Source organism: Pseudorhodoferax sp. LjRoot39 (assembly GCF_964253035.1).
Lineage (GTDB): Bacteria > Pseudomonadota > Gammaproteobacteria > Burkholderiales > Burkholderiaceae_C > Pseudorhodoferax.
This window is the reverse complement of record NZ_CAXUQL020000001.1, coordinates 1888238-1908313: the sequence shown is the minus strand read 5'-3', so window position 1 is coordinate 1908313 and position 20076 is coordinate 1888238. Positions and strand designations below refer to the sequence as shown.

Annotated in this window: 17 protein-coding genes; 3 read left to right on the top strand and 14 right to left on the bottom strand. The window is 70.3% G+C overall.

Going from position 1 to position 20076, the window contains the following annotated elements; genetic code table 11:
* Positions 1 to 29: 29 nt before the first annotated feature.
* The 6 genes from ACSQ4M_RS08920 to ACSQ4M_RS08895 all read right to left on the bottom strand — a co-directional run bounded on the left by ACSQ4M_RS08920 (position 30) and on the right by ACSQ4M_RS08895 (position 8576).
* Positions 30 to 2159, bottom strand: coding sequence for a TonB-dependent siderophore receptor (locus ACSQ4M_RS08920; protein WP_436189225.1), 2130 nt, complete (start codon positions 2157 to 2159; stop codon positions 30 to 32).
* 14 nt (positions 2160 to 2173) lie between these two features.
* The gene (locus tag ACSQ4M_RS08915) at positions 2174 to 4327 is read right to left on the bottom strand and encodes a TonB-dependent receptor (protein ID WP_436189224.1); all 2154 of its coding nucleotides are present in this window, start codon (positions 4325 to 4327) and stop codon (positions 2174 to 2176) included.
* Positions 4328 to 4406: 79 nt separating this feature from the next.
* On the bottom strand, positions 4407 to 4592 hold the full coding sequence (locus ACSQ4M_RS08910) for a hypothetical protein (protein ID WP_436189223.1): 186 nt from the start codon (positions 4590 to 4592) through the stop codon (positions 4407 to 4409).
* Entirely contained in the window at positions 4592 to 5725 is a 1134-nt protein-coding gene (locus ACSQ4M_RS08905) for a PepSY-associated TM helix domain-containing protein (RefSeq protein WP_436189222.1), read from the bottom strand. The genes ACSQ4M_RS08910 and ACSQ4M_RS08905 overlap by 1 nt, the downstream gene beginning before the upstream one ends.
* Before the next feature lie 11 nt (positions 5726 to 5736).
* Positions 5737 to 7995 carry a TonB-dependent receptor gene (locus ACSQ4M_RS08900; protein WP_436189221.1) on the bottom strand — a complete coding sequence of 753 codons (2259 nt, stop codon included), beginning with the start codon at positions 7993 to 7995 and terminating at the stop codon, positions 5737 to 5739.
* Between the two features lie 161 nt (positions 7996 to 8156).
* On the bottom strand, positions 8157 to 8576 hold the full coding sequence (locus ACSQ4M_RS08895; RefSeq protein WP_056657933.1) for a universal stress protein: 420 nt from the start codon (positions 8574 to 8576) through the stop codon (positions 8157 to 8159).
* 117 nt (positions 8577 to 8693) lie between these two features.
* On the opposite strand from ACSQ4M_RS08895, the gene ACSQ4M_RS08890 reads away from it, so the two are divergent.
* Complete coding sequence (locus ACSQ4M_RS08890; RefSeq protein ID WP_436189220.1) at positions 8694 to 9266, top strand: DNA-3-methyladenine glycosylase I; 573 nt, start codon at positions 8694 to 8696, stop codon at positions 9264 to 9266.
* Positions 9267 to 9375: 109 nt separating this feature from the next.
* Here ACSQ4M_RS08890 and ACSQ4M_RS08885 read toward each other — a convergent pair whose 3' ends face one another.
* From ACSQ4M_RS08885 to ACSQ4M_RS08850, 8 genes are all read right to left on the bottom strand, one after another.
* The gene (locus tag ACSQ4M_RS08885; RefSeq protein WP_436189219.1) at positions 9376 to 10686 is read right to left on the bottom strand and encodes an MSMEG_0569 family flavin-dependent oxidoreductase; all 1311 of its coding nucleotides are present in this window, start codon (positions 10684 to 10686) and stop codon (positions 9376 to 9378) included.
* Between the two features lie 19 nt (positions 10687 to 10705).
* On the bottom strand, positions 10706 to 10996 hold the full coding sequence (locus ACSQ4M_RS08880; RefSeq protein WP_436189218.1) for an MSMEG_0570 family nitrogen starvation response protein: 291 nt from the start codon (positions 10994 to 10996) through the stop codon (positions 10706 to 10708).
* Between the two features lie 13 nt (positions 10997 to 11009).
* Positions 11010 to 12176 carry an MSMEG_0565 family glycosyltransferase gene (locus ACSQ4M_RS08875; RefSeq protein ID WP_436189217.1) on the bottom strand — a complete coding sequence of 389 codons (1167 nt, stop codon included), beginning with the start codon at positions 12174 to 12176 and terminating at the stop codon, positions 11010 to 11012.
* Positions 12173 to 13207 (bottom strand): sll0787 family AIR synthase-like protein, encoded by a 1035-nt coding sequence (locus tag ACSQ4M_RS08870; RefSeq protein WP_436189216.1) that lies wholly within the window; start codon positions 13205 to 13207, stop codon positions 12173 to 12175. Before ACSQ4M_RS08870 ends, ACSQ4M_RS08875 begins: the two co-directional genes overlap by 4 nt.
* Positions 13204 to 13773 carry an MSMEG_0567/Sll0786 family nitrogen starvation N-acetyltransferase gene (locus ACSQ4M_RS08865; protein ID WP_436189215.1) on the bottom strand — a complete coding sequence of 190 codons (570 nt, stop codon included), beginning with the start codon at positions 13771 to 13773 and terminating at the stop codon, positions 13204 to 13206. Before ACSQ4M_RS08865 ends, ACSQ4M_RS08870 begins: the two co-directional genes overlap by 4 nt.
* A 12-nt stretch (positions 13774 to 13785) precedes the next feature.
* Positions 13786 to 14868 (bottom strand): MSMEG_0568 family radical SAM protein, encoded by a 1083-nt coding sequence (locus ACSQ4M_RS08860; protein WP_436193984.1) that lies wholly within the window; start codon positions 14866 to 14868, stop codon positions 13786 to 13788.
* 73 nt (positions 14869 to 14941) lie between these two features.
* On the bottom strand, positions 14942 to 15946 hold the full coding sequence (locus ACSQ4M_RS08855; RefSeq protein WP_436189214.1) for a Nit6803 family nitrilase: 1005 nt from the start codon (positions 15944 to 15946) through the stop codon (positions 14942 to 14944).
* On the bottom strand, positions 15946 to 16428 hold the full coding sequence (locus ACSQ4M_RS08850) for an MSMEG_0572/Sll0783 family nitrogen starvation response protein (protein ID WP_436189213.1): 483 nt from the start codon (positions 16426 to 16428) through the stop codon (positions 15946 to 15948). The genes ACSQ4M_RS08855 and ACSQ4M_RS08850 overlap by 1 nt, the downstream gene beginning before the upstream one ends.
* A gap of 282 nt (positions 16429 to 16710) precedes the next feature.
* Between ACSQ4M_RS08850 and ACSQ4M_RS08845 the strand changes: the two genes are divergently transcribed.
* Entirely contained in the window at positions 16711 to 18090 is a 1380-nt protein-coding gene (locus tag ACSQ4M_RS08845) for a PLP-dependent aminotransferase family protein (RefSeq protein WP_436189212.1), read from the top strand.
* Between the two features lie 212 nt (positions 18091 to 18302).
* Positions 18303 to 20066, top strand: a complete 1764-nt coding sequence (locus ACSQ4M_RS08840; RefSeq protein ID WP_436189211.1) for a ShlB/FhaC/HecB family hemolysin secretion/activation protein — start codon at positions 18303 to 18305, stop codon at positions 20064 to 20066.
* Positions 20067 to 20076 lie beyond the last annotated feature (10 nt).

Sequence of the window (20076 nt, the reverse complement as noted above, 5' to 3'; positions counted from 1 at the left end):
GGTGATGCGATGGAGCGGAAGGAATCGGCTTACCAGCTGTAGCGCGCCGTCAGCGTGGCGTTGCGCTCGTCGCCGTAGAAGCAGGCGTAGGTGCAGTCGGCCACGTAGTTCTTGTCGGCCAGGTTCTTCAGGTTCAGCGCGAAGCGCCAGGGTCCGGTCTCATAGCGCAGCGCGGCATCGACCAGGGTGAACGACGGCACGTTGAGGCCCGCCACGGTGGTGGCCTGCGCGCCCACGCGTCGCACGCCCAGTCCGGCCGACAGGCCTGGCAGGGCCGCGAAGCGGTGGTCGACCCAGACGGAAGCCGTGTTGCGCGGAACCGAGGTCGGCCGCGTCCCCAGGTTGGCGCTGTTGCTCCTGGTCACGCGTGCGTCGATCGCGCCCAGCGCGGCCGTCACGTCCCATTGCCGGTTCAGGCTGGCGCGCGCTTCCAGCTCGAAGCCCCTGGAGCGGATCTCGCCGGTCTGGATCGAGAAGCCCGGATGCTCCGGATCGCCGGTCAAGACATTGGTCTGCGTGAGCTCGTAGATCGCGGCCGTGACCAGCATGTTGGTGCCGGGTGGTTCGTACTTAAGGCCCAGCTCGTGCTGTGTGCCCTCGGTCGGCTTGAACGCGCGACCCCGGTGGTCCATACCGGAGACCGGCTGGAAGGAGCGCGTATAGCTGTAGTACGGCGCCAGGCCATTGTCGAAGCGGTACAGCAGGCCGGCGCGTGGCGTGAAGGCGTGCGACCTGTCGTCGCTCGCCGTGCGGACGCCGAGCGCCGACACGCTGCTGCCCTCGTTGTGCGCCTTGTCGTAGCGCGCGCCGAGCAGCGCGACCCAGCCTGCACCGAGCTTGATCTGGTCCTGCAGGTACAGGCCGAGCTGGCGCGCCGTCGAGCTTGACCGCGATCCCGTGGCGGCCAGATTCACGCCGCTGCCGTAGACCGGGTTGTACAGGTCCAGCGCGGCCATGGTGCCGGTGCGCTGCGCGCGCGTGAAGTCGCGGTCGCTGAAGTCCAGGCCCGCCAGCAGCAAATGGTCCAGCGGACCGGTGCGCAAGCGGCCCTGCACCTGGTTGTCCAGGCTCCAGCCCTTGTCGGTGTCGTAGCGCACGGACGGGGCGCGCGTCACCGTGCGCAAGCCGGTCGCGGCATCCGCACGGCTGTTGATCGAGGCGTAGGCGTTGTCGGCCGTGTAGTCGAACACCAGCAGGTTTTGCTTGAGCGTCCAGTCCTCGTTCAACCGGTGCTCCAGCAGCCAGCCAGCGGTCTTGCCTTCGGTGTCGAAGTGGTCGAAGCCCGGCTCGCCGACAAACAGATCCCGCGCGATGCGCCCGTTGGGGTTGGGCAGCAGCGTGCCGTCGTAGGGCTTGCCGTAGTCGTACTGGCTCTTGCCCTTGTTGTAGCCGGCCAGCAGCGTGAGATCGGTGTCGGGTGTGAGCTTCCAGGCCAGCGCAGCGTTCAGCATGCGCCGGTCGTCAGCGATCTGCGACACCATGGCATCGGCGTTGCGTGCCAGCGCCGTGATGCGGTAGCCGATGCGGCCATCGTCGGTCAGCGGCCCGGCCAGGTCGACAGCGGCCTGGCGCCGGTCCCAGCTGCCGGCCTGCAGCTCGACCTCGCGCAGCGGCGTGGCCGTGGGCCGCTTGCTGACGAGGTTGATGATGCCCCCGGGCGCGGCCTGGCCATACAGGATCGAGGCCGGGCCCTTGAGCAGCTCGATGCGTTCGAAGGCGTAGAGTTCCATCGCGCCGGACAGCGAGTTGATCGGGAACTTGCTGCCGTTCAGGTACAGCGGCGCCGAACCTGTCACGTTGAAGCCGCGCACCGTGAAGCTGGTCGAGATGCGGCGCTGCGAGCCGCCCGACAGCGGCGTGATGCCGGCCGAGTAGCCGAAGGCCTGGTCCAGCGAATCGGCGGCCTGGGCCTCGACCTGCTCACGCGTGACCACCGTGATGGACTGCGGCGTCTCGACCAGGGCCGTGTCGGTCTTGGTGCCCGTGGCACTGCGCTTGGCCACGAAGCCCTTGGCCGGGCCGCTGGCGGTCTCGCCCTCGGCCGTGACCTTGACCTCCGGCAGGCTGGCGCCGGTCTGGCCCCAGGCCGGCCATGCCACGCAGCAGGCCAATGCCAGGGAGGTCCGGCGATGGCGAAGGAGGTTGGTCGTCGTCCGCATCTTGGTCCCTCCACTCACAGGTTCACCTGCACCGACGCCGCCACCGTGCGCGGTTTGCCCACGTAGTTGCCGCTCAGCCAGTAGGCCTTGTTGGCAAGGTTGTTCACGCCCAGCCGCAACACCCAGGGTTTTCCGGCCGCCTGCAGCTGGTAGCGCAGGCCAGCGTCCAGCAGCGTGAAGCCGGGCACGCTGTCGGTGTTGTCGGTATTGAGCTGCTGACGACCGGTGTAGGAAATGCCCCCGGTCAGCGTGAGCCCCGGCACGGCGGCCAGGTCGTACTCGGCATAGAGCTTGGCCATGCGCTCGGCCACGTTGGCTGGGGTCTTGCCTTCGAGCGCTGGGTTGACGACGTTCTCTTTCATCCTCGCATCCATCAGGGTCAGGCCGCCCCACAGCGCGAGCTGGCGCGTGGCTCGGCCGCTGGCCGTGAACTCCAGTCCCTGGTGCACCTGGCGCCCGTCCTGCACGTAGACGGGTGCGCTTGCAACGCGCGAATCGGTGTATTGCAGGCCCTTGTCGATGTGGAACAGCGCGCCGGTCAGCAGCATGCCGCCCAGTTCTGCCTTGGCACCGACCTCGAACTGCTCGCTCATGAGCGGCGGCATCGCGGCGCCGGCATTGACCAGGGCGACACCGTTGGCGACCAGGGGCGCGGTTCCGCCCTTCTCCAGGCTTTCCATGTAGCTGGCGTACAGCGTCATGGCCGGCTGCGGCTTGAACAGCACGGCCAGCGACGGCGTCACGCGGCGGTCGCTGTAGGGCATCGCGCTGACCGCACCACTTGCGGCATAGCTGGTGTCCTTGATGCGCGCCGACGTCAGCCCCACCAGCGCCGACCAGGCCTCGTTGAACGTGACCTGGTCCCCGAGCACGAAGTTGTCGAAGCGCGAGCGCTGCGCGCGGTACTTGGCGCCGGCCGGTGCCAGGCCAGGGTCGGCAAACTGCACCGGTGCATCGACGTTCATGAGGCCCGAGGTCAGCGTGGCCCAGCCGCCCGCGGAACTGCGGAAGTTGGTGCGCTCGTCACGGTCACCGAACCAACCCAGCGTGAACTTGTGCTGCACGCTGCCCGTGCGCAGGGAATGGTCGAACAGCGCAAAGCCGCCCAGGGCGTCGACGTCCGGATACTCCCAGGCACTGCCCTGTACCCGGTAGCTGCCGATCGGGCCGGCGGCGAAGGTGTTGTTGACCACCACGAGGTCGATCGTCGATTCGTGGCGCGCGAAGCCCGCACGCAAGGCCGAGTCGGTCCCCAGGCGCCAGTTGAGCCGCGCACCGAAGCGGTCCTGGGTGGTGACCGTGCTCGAGAACGCCTGGCCGTAGAAGCGGTCGGGAGCGGGTGCGCTCGGGTACGGCACGCCGGCATCGGCGGCCCAGTAGGGCTCGGTGCCGCGCATGCGGTAGTGGCTGCGCGATGCCTCGAATTGCAACTGCACCTGGTCCGTGAGATTCCAGTCCAGCGCGGCGCTCACGAGGCCACGCCGGATCGCCTGGCGGTCGGTGGCGGTGTCGCCGTCCTGCCCGACCACGTTCAAGCGGTAGGCGAAACGGCCTTCGGCATCGAGGCGGCCGCCCAGGTCGGCGTGCAGGCGCAGGTTGCTGCCCTCGGTGATGCCGGCCGTGATCTGGCGCAGCGGCTGGTACGTGGGTCGCTTGACCACATAGTTGACGGTGCCGCCCACATTGCCCGAGCCGTACAGAAAGCCGGACAGCCCGGTCAGCACCTCGACGCGCTCCTTGTCCTCCAGGTCCAGGTTGACATAGCTCGTGGTGTTGGGAATCCCGTCGATGCGCCGGGTGGAACCGACGCTGAAGCCGCGCAGGGTCAGGCTCGTGAAGAAGCGCGACTGCGGTCCTGTCACCTGCACCACGGGGTTGTAGCGAAACACGTCCTCCGGTTTGCTGGCCTGCAGGTTCTCGATCAGTTCCCTGGGCGTCACACTGATGGAGAACGGGGTATCCAGCAGGTCCACGTCGCCGAGCGGACCGAGCTGGCGCACCCTGCCCGGTCGGTAGCCCTGGGCGGCGCCCTCGCGCTCGGTCTCGGCACTGACCTTGACCTCGGGCAGCGCGGCGGTCTGGGCCAACGCGCCGCCAGAACAGGCCATCAGGCAGGCCCAGCCCAACATCGTGCGGCGATGGCCGCGGAATCGACATTCGTGCGACATGAAAAGCTCCCTCCAGAAATCGGTTCGGAGCAAGACACGTGGCGGCGGCTGCGGGCTTGCGTGGTGATGAAAAGAAAAACTAGGGTCGGCGGTCCTTGGGCGGTCCCCACCAGTGCCAGGCGGCCAGCAGCAGCGGCAGGCCCAGGCCGATCCAGGCCCACCAGTCGCCCCAGCCGTCAGCCACCAGCGCGCTGACCAGGCCCGTGCCGCTGGCCAGGCCGACCACGAGCGGCCAGCCCCACAGGCGCCAGAACGTGCGGCGCATCAGGCGCGGGCCCTGACGGCGGCCGTGCCGGCCTGGCGCGCCGGCGCGCGCTTGCGCCACCACAGCACGAGACCGGTCGCGAGCACGACGATGGTCGCGACATCCAGCAGCGCCCACAGGATCTGCATGGGCAGGCCGCCGTAGTCGCCGAAGTGCAGCGGCTGCGAGACCAGCAGCGTCTTGAGGTACCAGGGCAGTTCGCGGCTGTCGGTCACCTGGCTCGTCGCGGCATCGACCAGCACGGGCTTGAGCAGCCTGGCCGTGACATGTTCGCCGCCGCGCAGGAACACGCCGTAGTGGTGCGGGCTCGCGAAGCTGGTGCCCGGGAAGGCCACGAAGGCCACCTTCATGCCGCGCTCGTGCGCGAGCGCGGCGGCCACCGCGCCCTGCAGCGAGCCCGGCGAGGCCAGCGGCGGCTTGTCCTTGTAGGGCGCGAGCATGGCCGCGACCTCGGTCGACTGGTAGTACTTGACCAGGAGGTCGGCCCAGGCGTTGATGACGCCCGTGGCGCCGACCACCGTGAACCAGACCAGTGTGACGATGCCCACCAGGTTGTGCAGGTCCAGCCATTGGGCGCGCGCGCTGCGTTCGCGCCGGATCTCGCCGAAGCGCAGCTTGCGCATGAAGGGCGCGTACAGCACCGCACCCGAGACCAGCGAGGCCAACAGCAGCACGCCCATGAGTCCGAGGAACAGCATGCCCGGCAGGCCCATGAACAGGTCGATGTGCAGCGAACGCATGATGTACATGAAGCCGCTGTCGAGCGAGGGCTCGCCGAGCACCTGGCCCGTGCGCGCATCGACGGCCACCTGCTTGAAGCCAGCCTTGGCGTCGGGCGTGGGCGCCAGCGTCACGTACCAGACGCGGTCGTCGTCCTCCTCCTGCGAGGCGAACATGCCCTGCAGGCCTGGGTGCCGCGCGGTGGCCGTGCGCATCAGGGCGTCGAGGTCGGCGCGCGGTGCGTTGGCGGGCATGTCCGCCGCCTCGATCTCGGTGCCCAGCAGGTGGCCGATCTCGTGGTGGAAGATCAGCGGCAGGCCGGTGATGCACAGCAGCAGCATGAACACCGTGCAGACCAGGCTGGACCACTTGTGGGTCCAGGTCCAGGCGCGGATGGCGCGGGTGCTGAGCATCGGGGCGAGGATCAGAAGTCGACGGACGCGCTCAGGCCGAAGGTCCGCGGGGCGCCGACGACCAGGTAGCCCGATCCAGGGTAGCCGCCGGACGAAGCCCAGTAGTTGCGGTCGAAGAGGTTGTCCACGCGGGCGCGCAACGTCACCAGCCGGCCGCCCATGTCCATCAGATAGCGCGCACCGACATCCAGGCGCGTCCACGAAGGCGCCTCCAAGGTGTTGGCCGCGTTGGCGTAGCTAGAGCCGGTATGCACGATGCGGCCGTCCACGGCAAGGCCGCGCACCCCGGGGATGTCGAACTCGGCACCCACGCTGGCCTGCAGCTTGGGCACGCCGATCACGCGTTTGCCATTGGTGGCGGCGTCGCCGGTGGAGCGCTGCTTGGCGTCGAGCCAGGTCAGGCCACCCAGCACGCGCAGGCCTGGCATGGCCTCGCCGTGCAGGCTCAGCTCGGCGCCTTGGTGGCGGTCTTCGCCGGCGGCGGAGAAGAGGCCGGTGGCCGTGGAGCCCGAACCCGTGACCGTCACGATGGAACGCGGCTTGTCGATGCTGAAAAGGGCCAGGCCGCCACCGATGCGCCCGCCGTCGAACTTCAGGCCGATTTCCTTCTGCTTGGAAACATAGGGCCGCAGCTTGTCACCGGCGTTCGTGATGCGCACGCCGCCGGAGGTGGTCGCAGGCGCCGTGTCGCCCTGCACCAGTCCTTCGATGTAGTTCGCGTAGGCCGACAGTTGCGGCGAGACCTTGAACACGAAGCCGGCCACGGGGCTGGTGCGGCTCTCGTCGTAGCCGGTCTTCACCCCGCCGGGCGACGTGACGGTGCCGTTGTTGACGATCCGGTAGGTGACGCTGTCCACCTTCATCTTCTGGTGGCGCAGGCCAAGCGTCAGCAGTGCCCGGCCTTCCAGGAACGACAGCGTGTCGCCCAGGGCGAAGCTCTGCAGCCTGGTCGCGCCGTTGAAGGCGGGATTGGACAGATCATTGCCCAGGTAGGTCAGCGCCGGCTGGGCATAGGCGGTCGGGTTGTACAGGTTGGTTGCGAGCGTGCTCCCCAGGCCCAGGCCATAGGCGTTGTCCTTCTTCAGCTGGAACGCCGACACCGCCGCGACGACCTCGTGGCCCACCGAGGCGGTCTGGAACTTGGCGCGCAACCCGATCTCACCCGTATCGACCTCGTCCTCGCGGGCATTGTCGAAACGGCTCGTGGTGCCGGCGCCCGTGGCCGCATCGGTGAGCGTCAGGTTCGCCAGCGCGTTGGCCTCCTTGCTGCGGCGCAGGCCATAGGCAGCCCAGGCGGTGAGGTTGGCGCTGATGTCGACCTCGCCACGCAGCGTGCCGAACACGTCCTTCTCGTTGGAGTAAGACCAAGGCTGCGCGAAGTTGGCACTGGCGTCCGGCGGCGCAGGAATGGCGGTCAGCCCCGCACCCGGGGCCACATTGGTCCTGGTGCGCTTCAGGCGGTTGTCCTGCCATCCGATGTCGCCCGACAGGCGCACGTCACGGCTGCGCCAATCCAGGCCGAGCGCGACCAGGCCAAGCTTGGCCTTCTCGTCGTCCACCGCCGTGCCGCCATCGCGGTACGCGGCGTTGAGCCGGATGCCGGTGGCGCCGTCGGGACCGAAGCGGCGCGCGATGTCGGTGGACACACTGCCCTGCCCGCCGCTGCCCGCCCCTACCGTCACGCGCGACAGGGGTTCGTTGGGGGCCCGCTTGGGCAGCAGGTTGATCGCGCCGCCCAGGCTGCCGTTGGGCGCCGCGCCCGTCAGGAAGGCCGAAGCGCCACGCAGCACTTCCACGCGCTCGAACAGTTCGGTCGCGATGTACTGGCGCGGCAGCAGGCTGTACAGGCCGTTGTAGGCCGTGTCGTCGGAATTCAGGATGAAGCCGCGCACGAAGTAGGCCTCCTGGAAGTTGCCGAAGCCGCGCGCCACGCGCACGGTCGGGTCGTTCTGCAGCACCTCGCCCACGCTCTTGGCCTGGCGGTCCTGGATCAGTTCGTTGGTGTAGCTCGTGATGGAGAACGGCGTCTCCATGTTGTCGCGCGTGCCCAAAATGCCGGCACGCCCGCCGCGCGCCACCTGGCCGCCGGCATAGGACGGCGACAGCCCTTCGGCCGAGGCATCGGCACTGGCATTGACCGTGATGGTGGACAGCGACTTCTCGCCAGCGGCAGGCGCGGCTTGCGCCCACGCAGCGTGCGACAGGCACAGGGCCAGGGGCGTCAACGCGCAGCCGGCAACGGCGCGCAGGGAGGAGGAACGGACAGGCATGCGAGCTCACCCAAAGAGGGACTTGGTGGGCTGGCTCGGCACATGGCGTCATGGCGACGCATGCCTGGCTGGCGAGGGACGGCGAGTTTACGCCGGCCCCTGCCGGATGGGGACCGAATCGTTGTGCATTGGCAACGATTCGGTCGCTTGTGAGAACCGTTTCAGCGCAGCAGCAGCACCGGCACCTTGCACTGGCTGAGCACCTTGGTGGCGACCGAGCCCATGATCAGGTTGCCCAGCGCGCCATGGCCGTGGCTGCCCAGGGCCAGCAGGTCGTAGCCGCCCTTCTCGGCGGTTTGCGCCAGTTCGTGCGCGGGGTGGCCTACCTTGAACTCGAACTGGGCGCTGATGCCCTTTTGCGCGAAGAAGGCCTTGACGGGTTCGAGCACCTTGTCGGCCTCTTCCTGGTAGTAGCCCTTGACCACGTCGGCATTCACGTAGGAGGCCGCGCGCTTGGGCAGTTCCAGCACCACGGTCAGCACCGTGTACTCGTTGCCAGCGGCCAACAACTGGTGCTGGGCGAGATAGGTCAGCATGCGCTGGGTCTGTTCGCTGCCGTCGACGGCGATCAGGATCTTCATGTGTCGATCTCCTGGTGGTTTTGATGGATCCAGTATCTGCCAAGCCTGGGTGCCGGTCTTGATCTCCCTCAAGCCAGCAGGCAAAAGCGCATGCGCCATCGGCACAATGCCGCTCCCATGGACACCTCCACCGCCCTGCCCCGCTGCACCTGGTGCGGCACCGAGCCGCTGTACCAGCACTACCACGACACCGAATGGGGCGTGCCCCAGCGCGACCCGCGCATGCTCTGGGAGATGTTGATGCTCGAAGGCTTCCAGGCCGGGCTGTCGTGGATCACCATCCTGCGCAAGCGCGAGGGCTTCCGCCGGGCCTTCGACGGCTTCGATCCCGCCAAGGTCGCCCGCTACGACGAGGCCAAGGTCCAGGCCCTGGTGGCCGACCCTGGCATCGTGCGCGCACGCGCCAAGATCGTGGCCACCATCGCGGGCGCGCAGATCTACAACAGCATGATGGCCGCCGGCGAGGACTTCGCCGACTACTGCTGGGCCTTCAGCGGTGGCCGGGTGTTGCGCGGCGACGGCGTGCACTTCGCCACCTCCACGCCGCTGTCCGAGACCATCTCCAAGGACCTCAAGAAGCGCGGCTTCAAGTTCGTGGGCCCGACCATCGTCTACGCCTGGATGCAGGCCATCGGCATGGTGGACGACCACGCCGTGCACTGCTTCCGGCGCGCGCAGCTGGGGCGCTGAGCGCGGCTGGGCCGGGCTGCTGGGCATGGCGGCCGGTGCAGCCCTGGGCGGCTGCTGGCTGTACGCGCGGTGGCCCACCCACCAGACGCGGTGACCGCCCGGCCGTCGCTCAGGCGAGCGCAGCCTGCAGTTGCACCTGCGCCGACCTGGTCCGCAGCGGCTCCCCAGTGCCAATGGACGCCTGCCGCTGCGCGATGCGCTCGGCCAGGTACGCCGCATCGCGCGCCACACCGCTGAACCGCCCCGAGCCCCAGGTGTGCAGCCAGGGCAGGCCCAGGAAGTACAGGCCTGGCACCGCCGTCACGCCCCGGTTGTGCACTGGATGGCCGCGCCCGTTGAACACCGGTGCGTCGAGCCAGCCGAAGTCGGGTGCGAAGCCGATGCACCAGACCACGGACGTGATGCCCGATGCCGCCAGCGACAGTGCGGCGCGCTCGGCCACCGGCTGCCAGACCGGCTCGTACGGGGCACCGGCGGGTGCATCGATCCCGTGCTCGGCGATGTACTTGTCGATCGACGCGTTGATGCCGTTGTAGGTGGCGTCGGCCCGGTCCAGCACCTCGGCCAGCCGCGGCGCGAAGCGCAGCGTGTCGCCATCTGCATCCAGCCCTTCGAGCACGCCGAACAGGTCCATGCCCTCCAGCGCGAAGCGGCGCAGGTCGATGTCGCGCCCGCCATCGCGGCCGGTCACGTAGTGGTTGGTGTTGTCTCGCACGCCCTCGCGCAGCGGGTGCTGGGTCACCGGCATGTCGTAGTACTGCATGTCGGCCAGCCAGTCGACCACGTCGCGGCCGCGGTAGAAGCGCGCGCAGCGCGGCGCGTCGCCCACGGCCAGCACGACCTGGCGGCCGGCCAGGTGCAGGTCTTCGGCGATCTGCGCTCCGCTCTGGCCGGAGCCGACCACCAGCACCTTGCCGGGCGGCAGCTGGCCGGCGTTGCGGTAGTCGGCCGAGTGGATCTGGCGGATCGACGCCGGCAGCCGCTCGGCCAGGCGCGGCACGATGGGGGTGTGGTAGCCGCCCGAGGCCACCACCACCTGCTCGGCGAAGCACTCGCCCTCGCTGCTGCGCACCACGAAGCCGCCCGGCGCGGGCCGGATCTGCTGCACCGCCACGCCTTCGCGCAGCGGCGCGTCGACGGCCTCCTTGAAGGCCGCCAGGTATTCGATGATCTGCGGCTTCTTCATGAAGCCATGCGGGTCGTCGCCCCGGTAGGGGTGGCCCGGCAGCGCGCACTGCCAGTTGGGCGTGACCAGGCAGAAGTTGTCCCAGCGCTGGGTGCTCCAGGCGTGCAGGGCGCGGTGCTTCTCGAAGACGACATGCTCGATGCCCTGGGCCTTCAGGCCATGGCTCAGCGACAGGCCGGCCTGGCCGCCGCCGACGATGACGACGCTGTGGCGCGGGATGGTGGAAGTGGTCATGGGGATCTCCAGGGGGTGTTCAGGCAGGGGTGAAGGCAAGCACGCGCACGCGCGCGTCGGGCTGGTCGGCGAAGCGCGCGGCGCGCGATTCGGTGTCGGCCAATTGGTCGAGTGCTGCCGAGCAGGCAAAGCCGTACTTGGCCTGGACACGCGCACTGGCGATGGACGTAGCCTCGCGCACGCGGCGCAGGAAGTCGGCCAACGGGTAGTCCTGGCCGGGGGTGAAGAAGTCCTCGATCACCAGAGAAGGCGAATAGGCGAGGTTCTCGCTGGCGTCGGGCCAGCGGAGGCGGTAGTGCATGGCAGGCATGGGGGCGCTTTCTTCAGGCGGGGAAGGGTTCGCGCACGCGCTGGTACCAGTCTTCGTGCAGCGCGGCGCTGCGGGCCCAGCTGTGGGCCACGCAGACAGGCGGCGGCTCCATCAGGCGCGGCAGGGCCAGGGCCTGCTGCAGGCCGGTGGCGATGGAGGCCACGTCCTCGGGATCGCACCAGGCCACGGCCGGCGTGTCGTGCAGCGTCTCGGTGAAGGGCGCTCTGCGCGACACCAGCACCGGCGTGCCGCAGGCCAGTGCTTCGAGCGCGGCCAGGCCGAAACCCTCGACCAGCGAGGGCATGGCCAGCAGGTCGGCGCGGCGCATCAGTGCGGGCAACAGCGCGTCGGGCAGCGGGCCGGTGCGCAGCACGCTCTGCCGCGGGCCTTCGGCCAGGCCGGTGGCGGCCAGTGTGGCCAGCCACGCGCGGCGTTCAGCGCCGTGGTCCAGCATGCTGGCGCCGCCGGCCACGACCAGGCGCGCGCCGGCCCAGGCGGGGTCGGTGCCCCGCAACTGCGCGAAGGCCTGCAGCAGGCGCACGCTGTTCTTGCGTTGCTCCACGCCGCCGACCAGCAGCAGCACGGGGCCGGTCTGTGCCGGCAGGCCCAGGGCCTCGACGGCTCGGGCATCGTCCGCGGCAGGCTCGGGCCGGTAGCGGGCCAGGTCCACGCCGTTGAACATGCGCTCGGCGGGTTGCCCCAGTTGCTCGCGGAAGTGCCTGCACCAGCTGTCGCTGACGCAGGCCACGCCGTCGGCAGCGCGCCAGGCGCGTTCCTGCCACCGGTTGAGCAGCGGTTGCGAGAAATCGTCCAGGTGGTGCACCGTGCGCAGCCAGGGCGGCAGCACGTGGCCGGCCTCGCCCAGCAGCGCCAGCGCGTTGCCGGACAGGCTGTCCTGCGCGTGCAGCAGGTCGAAGCCGCCACGCGCCAGCAGCAGCGGCAGGGCAGCCACCAGTGCGTCGATGCGCTGCGTGACCTGGGCCACGAGCTCGCCCCGCAATTCGGGCAGCGCGATGGTCTCGACCGGGAAGGCGACGGGCCGGAACAGGGTCTCGCCCGGCTCTGCCGCAGCGACCACCGTCACCGCATGGCCACGCCGCACCAGGGCCTGGGCCAGCTCCAGCGTGTGGATGACGCCGCCGCGCGGGCGCAGCGAATGGGTCAGCAGCGCGACCTTCATGCGGCCTTCCTGGACTCGACGGTGGGGGCGATGAAGGGCTGCTGCGCCAGGTCCCAGAGCGGCACGCGCGCGTCGCCGAGTTGCAGTGCCAGCACGCTGCCGCGGTGGACCGTGCCCGCGTCGACACAGGCGATGCCGCGCCGGGTGAAGCGCTCGACCGTGGCATCGGCCAGTTCGGGCCGCACGCTGAGCACGTAGCCGAAGCTCGGGAATGCGTTGAGCCAGCGCAGCCGCTGCGCCGCGCCATCGGCCTGCGACCAGTCGGGCACGCCGGCCGGGCGCGGCAGCCGCGCCAGGTCGACCGTGGCGCCCACGCCCGAGCATTCCAGCAGCATCAGCGCCGTGCCGAGCACGCCGGCCATGCTGATGTCCTTGCCGGCGTCGACCAGCCCAGCCTCGGCAAGCATGGGCAGCAGCGCCATGTCGCCGCGCAGGCGTTCGGCGGGTGCGGCGGTGGAGGCGTTCCAGAACGGCGCGTCGCCCTGCCACTGGCCGCGCAGGTCCACCGCCACGAGCAGTCTGTCGCCGGGCCGGGCCGTGAAGCTGCTGATGAGGCGCTGCGCGCGGCCCAGCACGGCCACGGCGAGCTGGCCGCTGGCGGAACGCAGGTTGGTGTGGCCGCCGACCAGCGGCACGCCGTAGCGCTCGGACGCGGCGCGCATGCCGGCCAGCACGGCGCGGCCCTGCTCGGCGCTGCCAGCCCACAGCGCATCGACCACCGCCAGCGCGCGGCCGCCCATGGCGGCGATGTCGGAGAGGTTGACCATCACCGCGCTGTAGCCGGCGAACCAGGGTTGCTGTTCCACGAAGTCCTGCACCATGCCTTCGATGGCCAGCAGCAGGTGGCCGTCGGCCCCCGTCGGATCCGGGAGCACGGCGCAGTCGTCGCCATTGGGAACGGCAGTGGCAAAGCCGCTCGGGCCGAGTTGCGGCAGCACCTGCGCGATGTCGCGCTTGTGCGCGAAGCCACGGCTGGCGCGCAGCGCTGCGGCCAGACCTTCCAGCATCTCGGCTTCGAACACGGTGCTCATGACGCCCTCCGCGGCGACACCACGAAGCCTGCATAGGGCGTGTCGCATGGCGGGTAATGCGCGAGGTCGGCGCGCATCAAGGCATGCATGCGGCCATGCAGCACCATCTCGTCCAGCACCTGCCAGTGCAGTCGCTCGAACAGCGGCACGTTCTGCGCCTGCACGTGGGCCAGGAACTCGCGGCAGCCCAGCGCATGCGCGCTGCTGACGGCCAGGCGGATCAACTCGGTGCCGAGCTGGCTGCTCTGGCGGAATGCGCGCCGCACCGCCAGGCGCGAGCCCCACCACAGGCCCTGCGAGGCCTCATGGATGCGCACCGTGCCCACCATTTGGTCGGCCTCGCCGGCCAGCACCGACAGCGCGACCAGCCGGTGCAGGCTGGGGTCGTCGTCGATGGCGTCGCGGTCGTCGCCGTCGAACAGGCCCTGCTCGGTGCAGAACACCTGGCGGCGCAGCGCAGCGGCCTCGCGCTGCATCCAGCCGTCGCTGGCCCATTGCACGCGGTAGGCCTGCGGCCGGTAGTCGGTGGCGAGTTCGCACCAGGGGATGGCGTGGGCGGTGAGCATGTCGGAACTCCGTCAGGCAGCCAGGGGCGCTTCGTAGCGCGACAAGGTCGAGCAGGCCGCGCAGCGCCCGCAGCCGGCCTTGATGTCGGACGCGCGCACGCCGGCATCCGCCACCATCGCGCCCAGCGGTTCCAGCACGCTGCGCATGAAGTCCGGCGTGGGCGCGGCATGGTCTTCCAGCGGCGTGCCGCTGATCGGCACGAAGGGCACGACGAAGGGGTAGACGCCCAGGTCCAGCAACCGTCGGCTGGTGGCCAGCAGGGCCTCGGCGCTGTCGCCCAGGCCGGCCAGCAAATAGGTGCTGACCTGGCCGCGGCCGAACACCGCCACCGCCGCGGCGAAAGCATCCCAGTAGCGCGCCATGGGCACCTCGGCCTTGCCCGGCAGGATCTGGCGGCGCAGGTCTTCTCCGACCACTTCGAGGTGCATGCCCAGCGTGTCGACCCCCGAATCCTTGAGGCGCTGGAACCAGGCGTCGGTATCGGGCGGCTCGCACTGGGCCTGCAGCGGCAGGTCCACCGCCGCGCGGATGGCCTGCGCGCTCTCGCACAGGATCTGCGCGCCGCGGTCGGGCGTGGGCGGCGTGCCCGTGGTCATGACCATGTGCCTGACGCCGTCGAGTTCCACGGCGGCCTTGGCCACCTCGGCCAGCTGCGCCGGCGTCTTGCGCGCGATGGTGCGCCCGGCCGCCAGCGACTGGCCGATCGCGCAGAACTTGCAGGCCTTGCGCCGGCTCTCGTAGCGGATGCAGGTCTGCAGCACCGTGGTGGCCAGCACGTCGGCGCCGTGCAGCGTGGCGATCTGGTTGTACGGGATGCCCTCGGCGGTCTGCAGACCGTAGAAGCGCGGCGCGCGCGGGAAGGCGATGCTGGCGATGGGGATGCTGTTGCGCCTCAGCAGGCTGCGGCCGTCCGGCCCCGGTGCGTCGGCCACGAAGGGCGAACTGAATGCCGTGGCCGTGTGCACCGGCACCATCAGCGTGAGCCCGTCCACGGTCACGGCCTTGTGGTCCGAGGGGCCGGCACCGCCACGCCGGCTGGCCGCGCCCGCGCCGGGGTCGACCAGGCGCAGGCCCTGGCTCTGCAGCTCGGTCATGAGGCGGCGCGTCTCTTCGGCAGAGCTGGCGACGGGTTCGAGGACGGCGGTGGTCATGGGCAGGGCTCCAGGTTCAGGCGACGCGGCGCAGCGGCGCTTCGGTTTCAGGCAGGGGGAGGTCGGCGTCGTCCGCAAGGGATTCGCCATCGGGCAGCGGCATCGTGGTGCGCGCCGCATCGCGCCGGATCGCCAGGCGCAGCAGCTCGGGCCGCGCGTAGTGGCCCACCGAATCCATCATGCGTTTGCGCTTGTCGATCAGCGCGAAGTCCAGGTCGGCGACGACCAGGCCCTCGCCTTCGGTCAGCGGCTCGGCCAGGTACTTGCCCTCGGGCGAAACGATCGCTGTGTGGCAGCCGCCGCGCAGCGCGCCCTGCAGCTTCTCGTCGGGTGTGATGGCGCGGATCTGCGCGTCGTGCAGCCAGCCCGTCGCGTTGACGACGAAGCAGCCCGACTCCAGCGCGTGGTGGCGGATGGTCACGCCCATCTGGTCCGCGAAGATCGGGCCCACGAGCGAGCCCGGGAACTGTGCGCAGTGGATCTCCTCGTGCGCGGCCATCAGCGCATAGCGCGCCAGCGGGTTGTAGTGCTCCCAGCAGGCCAGCGCGCCGACGCGGCCGGCGCGCGTGTCCACGGCCGTGAGGCCGGCGCCGTCGCCCTGCCCCCAGACCATGCGCTCGTGGTAGGTCGGCGTGATCTTGCGGCGCTTGAGCACCAGCCGGCCGTCGGCGTCGAAGATGAGCTGCGTGTTGTACAGGCTGCCGTGGTCGCGCTCGTTGACGCCCAGCACCACCACCATGCCCAGCTCGCGCGCTGCGGCGGCCACCGCATCGGTCATCGGCCCCGGCACCGTGGGCGCGCGCTGCATCAGCAGCAGGTGGTCCGCGCCCTGCAGCACGGGCGGCTGCACGAACGAGAAATAGGGGTAGTAGGGCACGAAGGTCTCGGGGAAGACGATCAGCTCCACGCCCTGCTTCGCGGCGTCGCGCAGGGTCTCCAGCACGCGCGCCAGCGTGCCGTCGGCACTCGCGAGGTCGGGCGCGATCTGCGCCGCGGCCGCGCGGACGGTGCGCTGGGCCATCACAGCGTCCAGGTGTCGATGATGACGGCGTTGGCCTTCTTGTGAAGGAGGACCACGTCGAGCACGTCGAGCGGGTTGATCGGGCGGATGCCTTCGATCAGCGAGCCTTCGCCGTGCCCATACAGCGCCTGCAGCGCGAAGCGGCAGGCATAGACCTTGCCGCCCTCGGCGATGAACTTGGTGATCTGGTTGTTGAAGTTCTGGTGGCCCGGGAAGGCCTCGTCGCCGATCTTCGGGAAGCCGCGCTTGACGCCCAGCGTGACGCCGGGGCCGTACAGCAGCACGGAGGTGTCGTAACCCTTGCGCTGCAGGCGGGTCGCCTGCAGCAGGTTGACAAAGCCGATCGAGCCTTCGAAGGCCACGGTGTGGAAGGTGACCAGGGCCTTCTCGCCGGGGTCGGCCTTCACGTCTTCGAAGACCTTTTCTTCGTAGTCGACCAGGAAGTCGCCGTTGCGGTGGGCGGGGTGCGTGACTTGGGGCATGGTGGTCCTCGTAAGGGTCGGTTGGTTGGCCGGCGGGATGGCCGGTCGCCAGCCTCTTTGCGAAGGACGTACCAGGCGGGCCCCGGTGCATGCGATCAAGGTCCGATCAAAGCAGCGTCAGGGCAGCGCGCCGCACACCGGCAGCGCATGCAGGCCCGCCACCCGATGCACCAGCACAACGCGCCACCGATGCAATCAATGCACCCGATCAATGGTCCGCGTGCACCAAGCTGCGCCGGGCGTGGCCATGCAATCAGCCAGCCTGCGGGGCACACTCGGACCATGCCTTTCTCGCACTGGGTCCATCGCCTCAAGTCCAGCCCGCTGCCGGCCTACCAGCTGATCCCCGACCTGATCGCCGAGGACCTGCAGCAGGGCCGCCTCGCGCCGCGCGAGCGCCTGCCGCCGCTGCGCGACCTGGCCACCAAGCTGCAGCTCAACTACACGACGGTGGTGCGCGGCTTCGCCGAGGCACGCGAGCGCGGGCTGATCGCCTCCCGGCCCGGCATGGGTTCGTTCGTGCGCGGCTCCTTCATCGGCCTGCCGCTGCGCGCCGGCACGGGCGCCGAGATGACCATGAACATGCCGCCCGAGATCGAGGACCACCCCGCCATGCAGGCGCTGCTGGAAGGCGCCAACGCGGGCCTGGCCGCCGTGCCGCTGCACGACCTGATGCGCTACCAGGACTTCGGCGGCACGCCGCGCGACCGCGCGCTGGGCGCGCAGTGGCTGTCGCAATGGGTCGAGGCCGATGCCGCACGCGTGCTGGTGGCGCCCGGCATCCACGCCGTGCTGCTGGCGCTGGTGTCGCTGTTGGTCAGGCCCGGCCAGAGCCTGTGCGTGGAGGCGTTGACCTACCCGGGCATCAAGGCGATTGCCGCGCAGCTGGGCACGCGATTGCATCCCCTGGCCGTGGACGAGCAAGGCCTCGTGCCCGACGAGTTCGAGGCCGCCTGCAAGAGCACGCCCATCGGCGCACTGCACCTGTGCCCCAACCTGCACAACCCGACCACAGCCACGCTGCCGATCAAGCGGCGCGAGCAGATCGCCGACATCGCGCTGCGCTACAGCATCCCCATCATCGAAGACGACGCCTACGGCATGCTGCCGGCCGCGATCCCGCCGTCCATGGCTGAGTTCGCGCCGGACCTCGTGTACTACGTGAGCGGCATGTCCAAGTGGCTGGGCGCGGGCTTGCGCGTGGCCTATGTGCAGGCGCCGTCCAGCGCGGCACACCTGCGGCTGGCGGGCGCGCTGCGCGCCACCACGGTGATGGCCTCGCCGCTGGTCAACGCCATCGTGGCGAACTGGATGGACAGCGGCCATGCCGAGACCGTGCTGCAGGCGGTGCGGGCCGAATGCGCATGGCGCAGCGCGCAGATGCAGCAGGTGCTGGGGCCGCACAGCGTGCGCACGCAGCCGCACGGCTTCCACGGCTGGCTGCCGGTGCCGGCGTCGGACACCGGGGGCAGCCCGGCCACACGCATCGCCGCCGAACTGCGCGCGCTGGGCATCGCGGCCGTGGACGGCACCGCCTTCTCGACCGACCGGCAGCCGCCCGAGGCGCTGCGCCTGTGCCTGGGCGGCGGGCTCACGCGCGACGACTGCGGGCGTGCGCTGCAGGCCGTGCGCGACGCACTCACGGCCTTGCCTTCGCGCTGACACGCCGCGGCGCGGGCGCCTTCCAGGTGGCCCTTCGCTCGCCCATGCCTCGCACCGAGCGTTGTCACAGCGCACACAAATGGAGTGAACACATCAGAGATTTTTCAAATTTGATGACCTAAAAGTAACGCAACAATTTTTCCACGGGACTTTCGTGTCAAAAACGGCAGCAATTTGCGACTTCTCGTTACCATGGTGCGCAGAAGTACGCATTGACCCACGTCAACCGAGCGAGGTGCTGCCTGTATTTTTCGACCCTGCCAGCGGGCCGTTCCCGCACCGTCCCTGCCCTGGCGCTCGCCGGGTTCAGCGCCCTCCTCTCCGCCCAGGCCCAGACACCGCCGGATGCCGCCACACTGCAGCGTGGCATCGAGCGCCAGCTGCAGGCGCCACCCCAGACGCCACCGCCTTCCGCCCGGCCCCCGCACCCCATCGCCGATGACGCCAAGGCCACGCGCGTGCTCGTGCGTGGCTTCGTCGTGGATGGCGCGACCCTGATCCCGGCCCAGGAACTGGTGGCTCTGCTGGCCGACCTGGTCGGCCAGCAGCTGAGCCTGGCCCAGCTGGACGACGCGGCCCAACGCCTGGTGCGCCGCTACCGCGAGAGCGGCTGGTTCGTACGCGCCTACCTGCCGCAGCAGGACGTGAGCGAGGGGCGCATTCGCATCCAGGTGGTGGAGGGCCGCTTCGGTGGCGTGGTGCGCGAGCCGGGCGAAAGCCGCGCCGATGCGGACTTCGTGGGGCGCGTGGTGGCCAACCGGCTGGTCGAGGGCGCGCCGCTGTCGGCCGCCGACCTGGAACGCGGCCTGCTGCTGGCCAACGACCTGCCCGGCATCGATGCCACCGGCGTGCTGGAACCTGGCACGACCGCCGGCAGCACGCAGCTGCGCCTGCGCGTGCGCGACGAGGCCCGCGTGAGCGGCGACGTGGGCCTGAGCAACAGCGGCGTGAAGTCCACCGGCACCTGGCAGGCGCTGGGCAGCGTGGCGCTCAACAACTCGACGGGCCGCGGCGACCAGTTGCTGCTGCGGCTGCTGGCCGCCGAACGGCTGGGCTACGCCCAACTGGGCTGGCAGCAGCCGCTGGGCACGGACGGCCTGCAATGGGGCCTGCAGGCCAGCCACCTGCGCTACAAGCTCGGCGAACAGTTCGAGCCGCTGGACGCCAGCGGCAACGCCAGCGTGTTCGGCACCGGCCTGCAATGGGCCTGGCTGCGCCAGAGCGGGCGCAACCTCACGCTGCTGGCCCGCGTGGAGCACCGCCGGTACGCGGACGACATGCTGGACGCCGCCACCCGGCGCCACCGCGTCACCGCGCTGAACCTCGGCCTGCAGGGCGATGCGCGCGACTTCTGGGGCGGTGGCGGCAGCAGCTGGGGCAGCGTGCAACTGGCGCTGGGCCACCTGCGCATCGTCGATGTGGCCGGCGATGCTGCGGCGGACGCAGCCGGCCCGCGCGCGGCGGGCGACTACGCGCGCCTGTCGCTCCAGGCCGGCCGGCTGCAGGCGCTGGGCGCCGGCTTTCGCCTGCAGGGCACGCTGTCGGGCCAATGGGCCAGCGGCAACATGGGCCCGTCGGAGAAGTTCGCTCTGGGCGGCCCGAACGGCGTGCGCGCCTACCCCGTCAACGAAGGCACGGGCGACCAGGGCGGCCTGCTGCGGCTGGAACTGCAGCGCCCGCTGGCGCCGGGCTGGCTCGCGCAGGCCTTCTTCGACGCCGGCTGGGTGCAGCAGCACAAGAACGCCTGGGCCGGCTGGCAGGGCGGCAGCGGCCAGCCCAACCGCTACAGCCTGCGCGGCACGGGCCTGGGCCTGGCCTGGCAGAGCGAGGCCACGCACTGGGGCCGCTGGCGCCTGACGGCCAGCGTGGCCACGCCGGTCGGCCACAACCCCGGCCGCGACGCCAGCGGCCGCAACAACGACGGCAGCCGCGCCAGCGCCATGCGCTGGTGGCTGGGCTTGGCAATGGACGTCTGACCCCACCTTC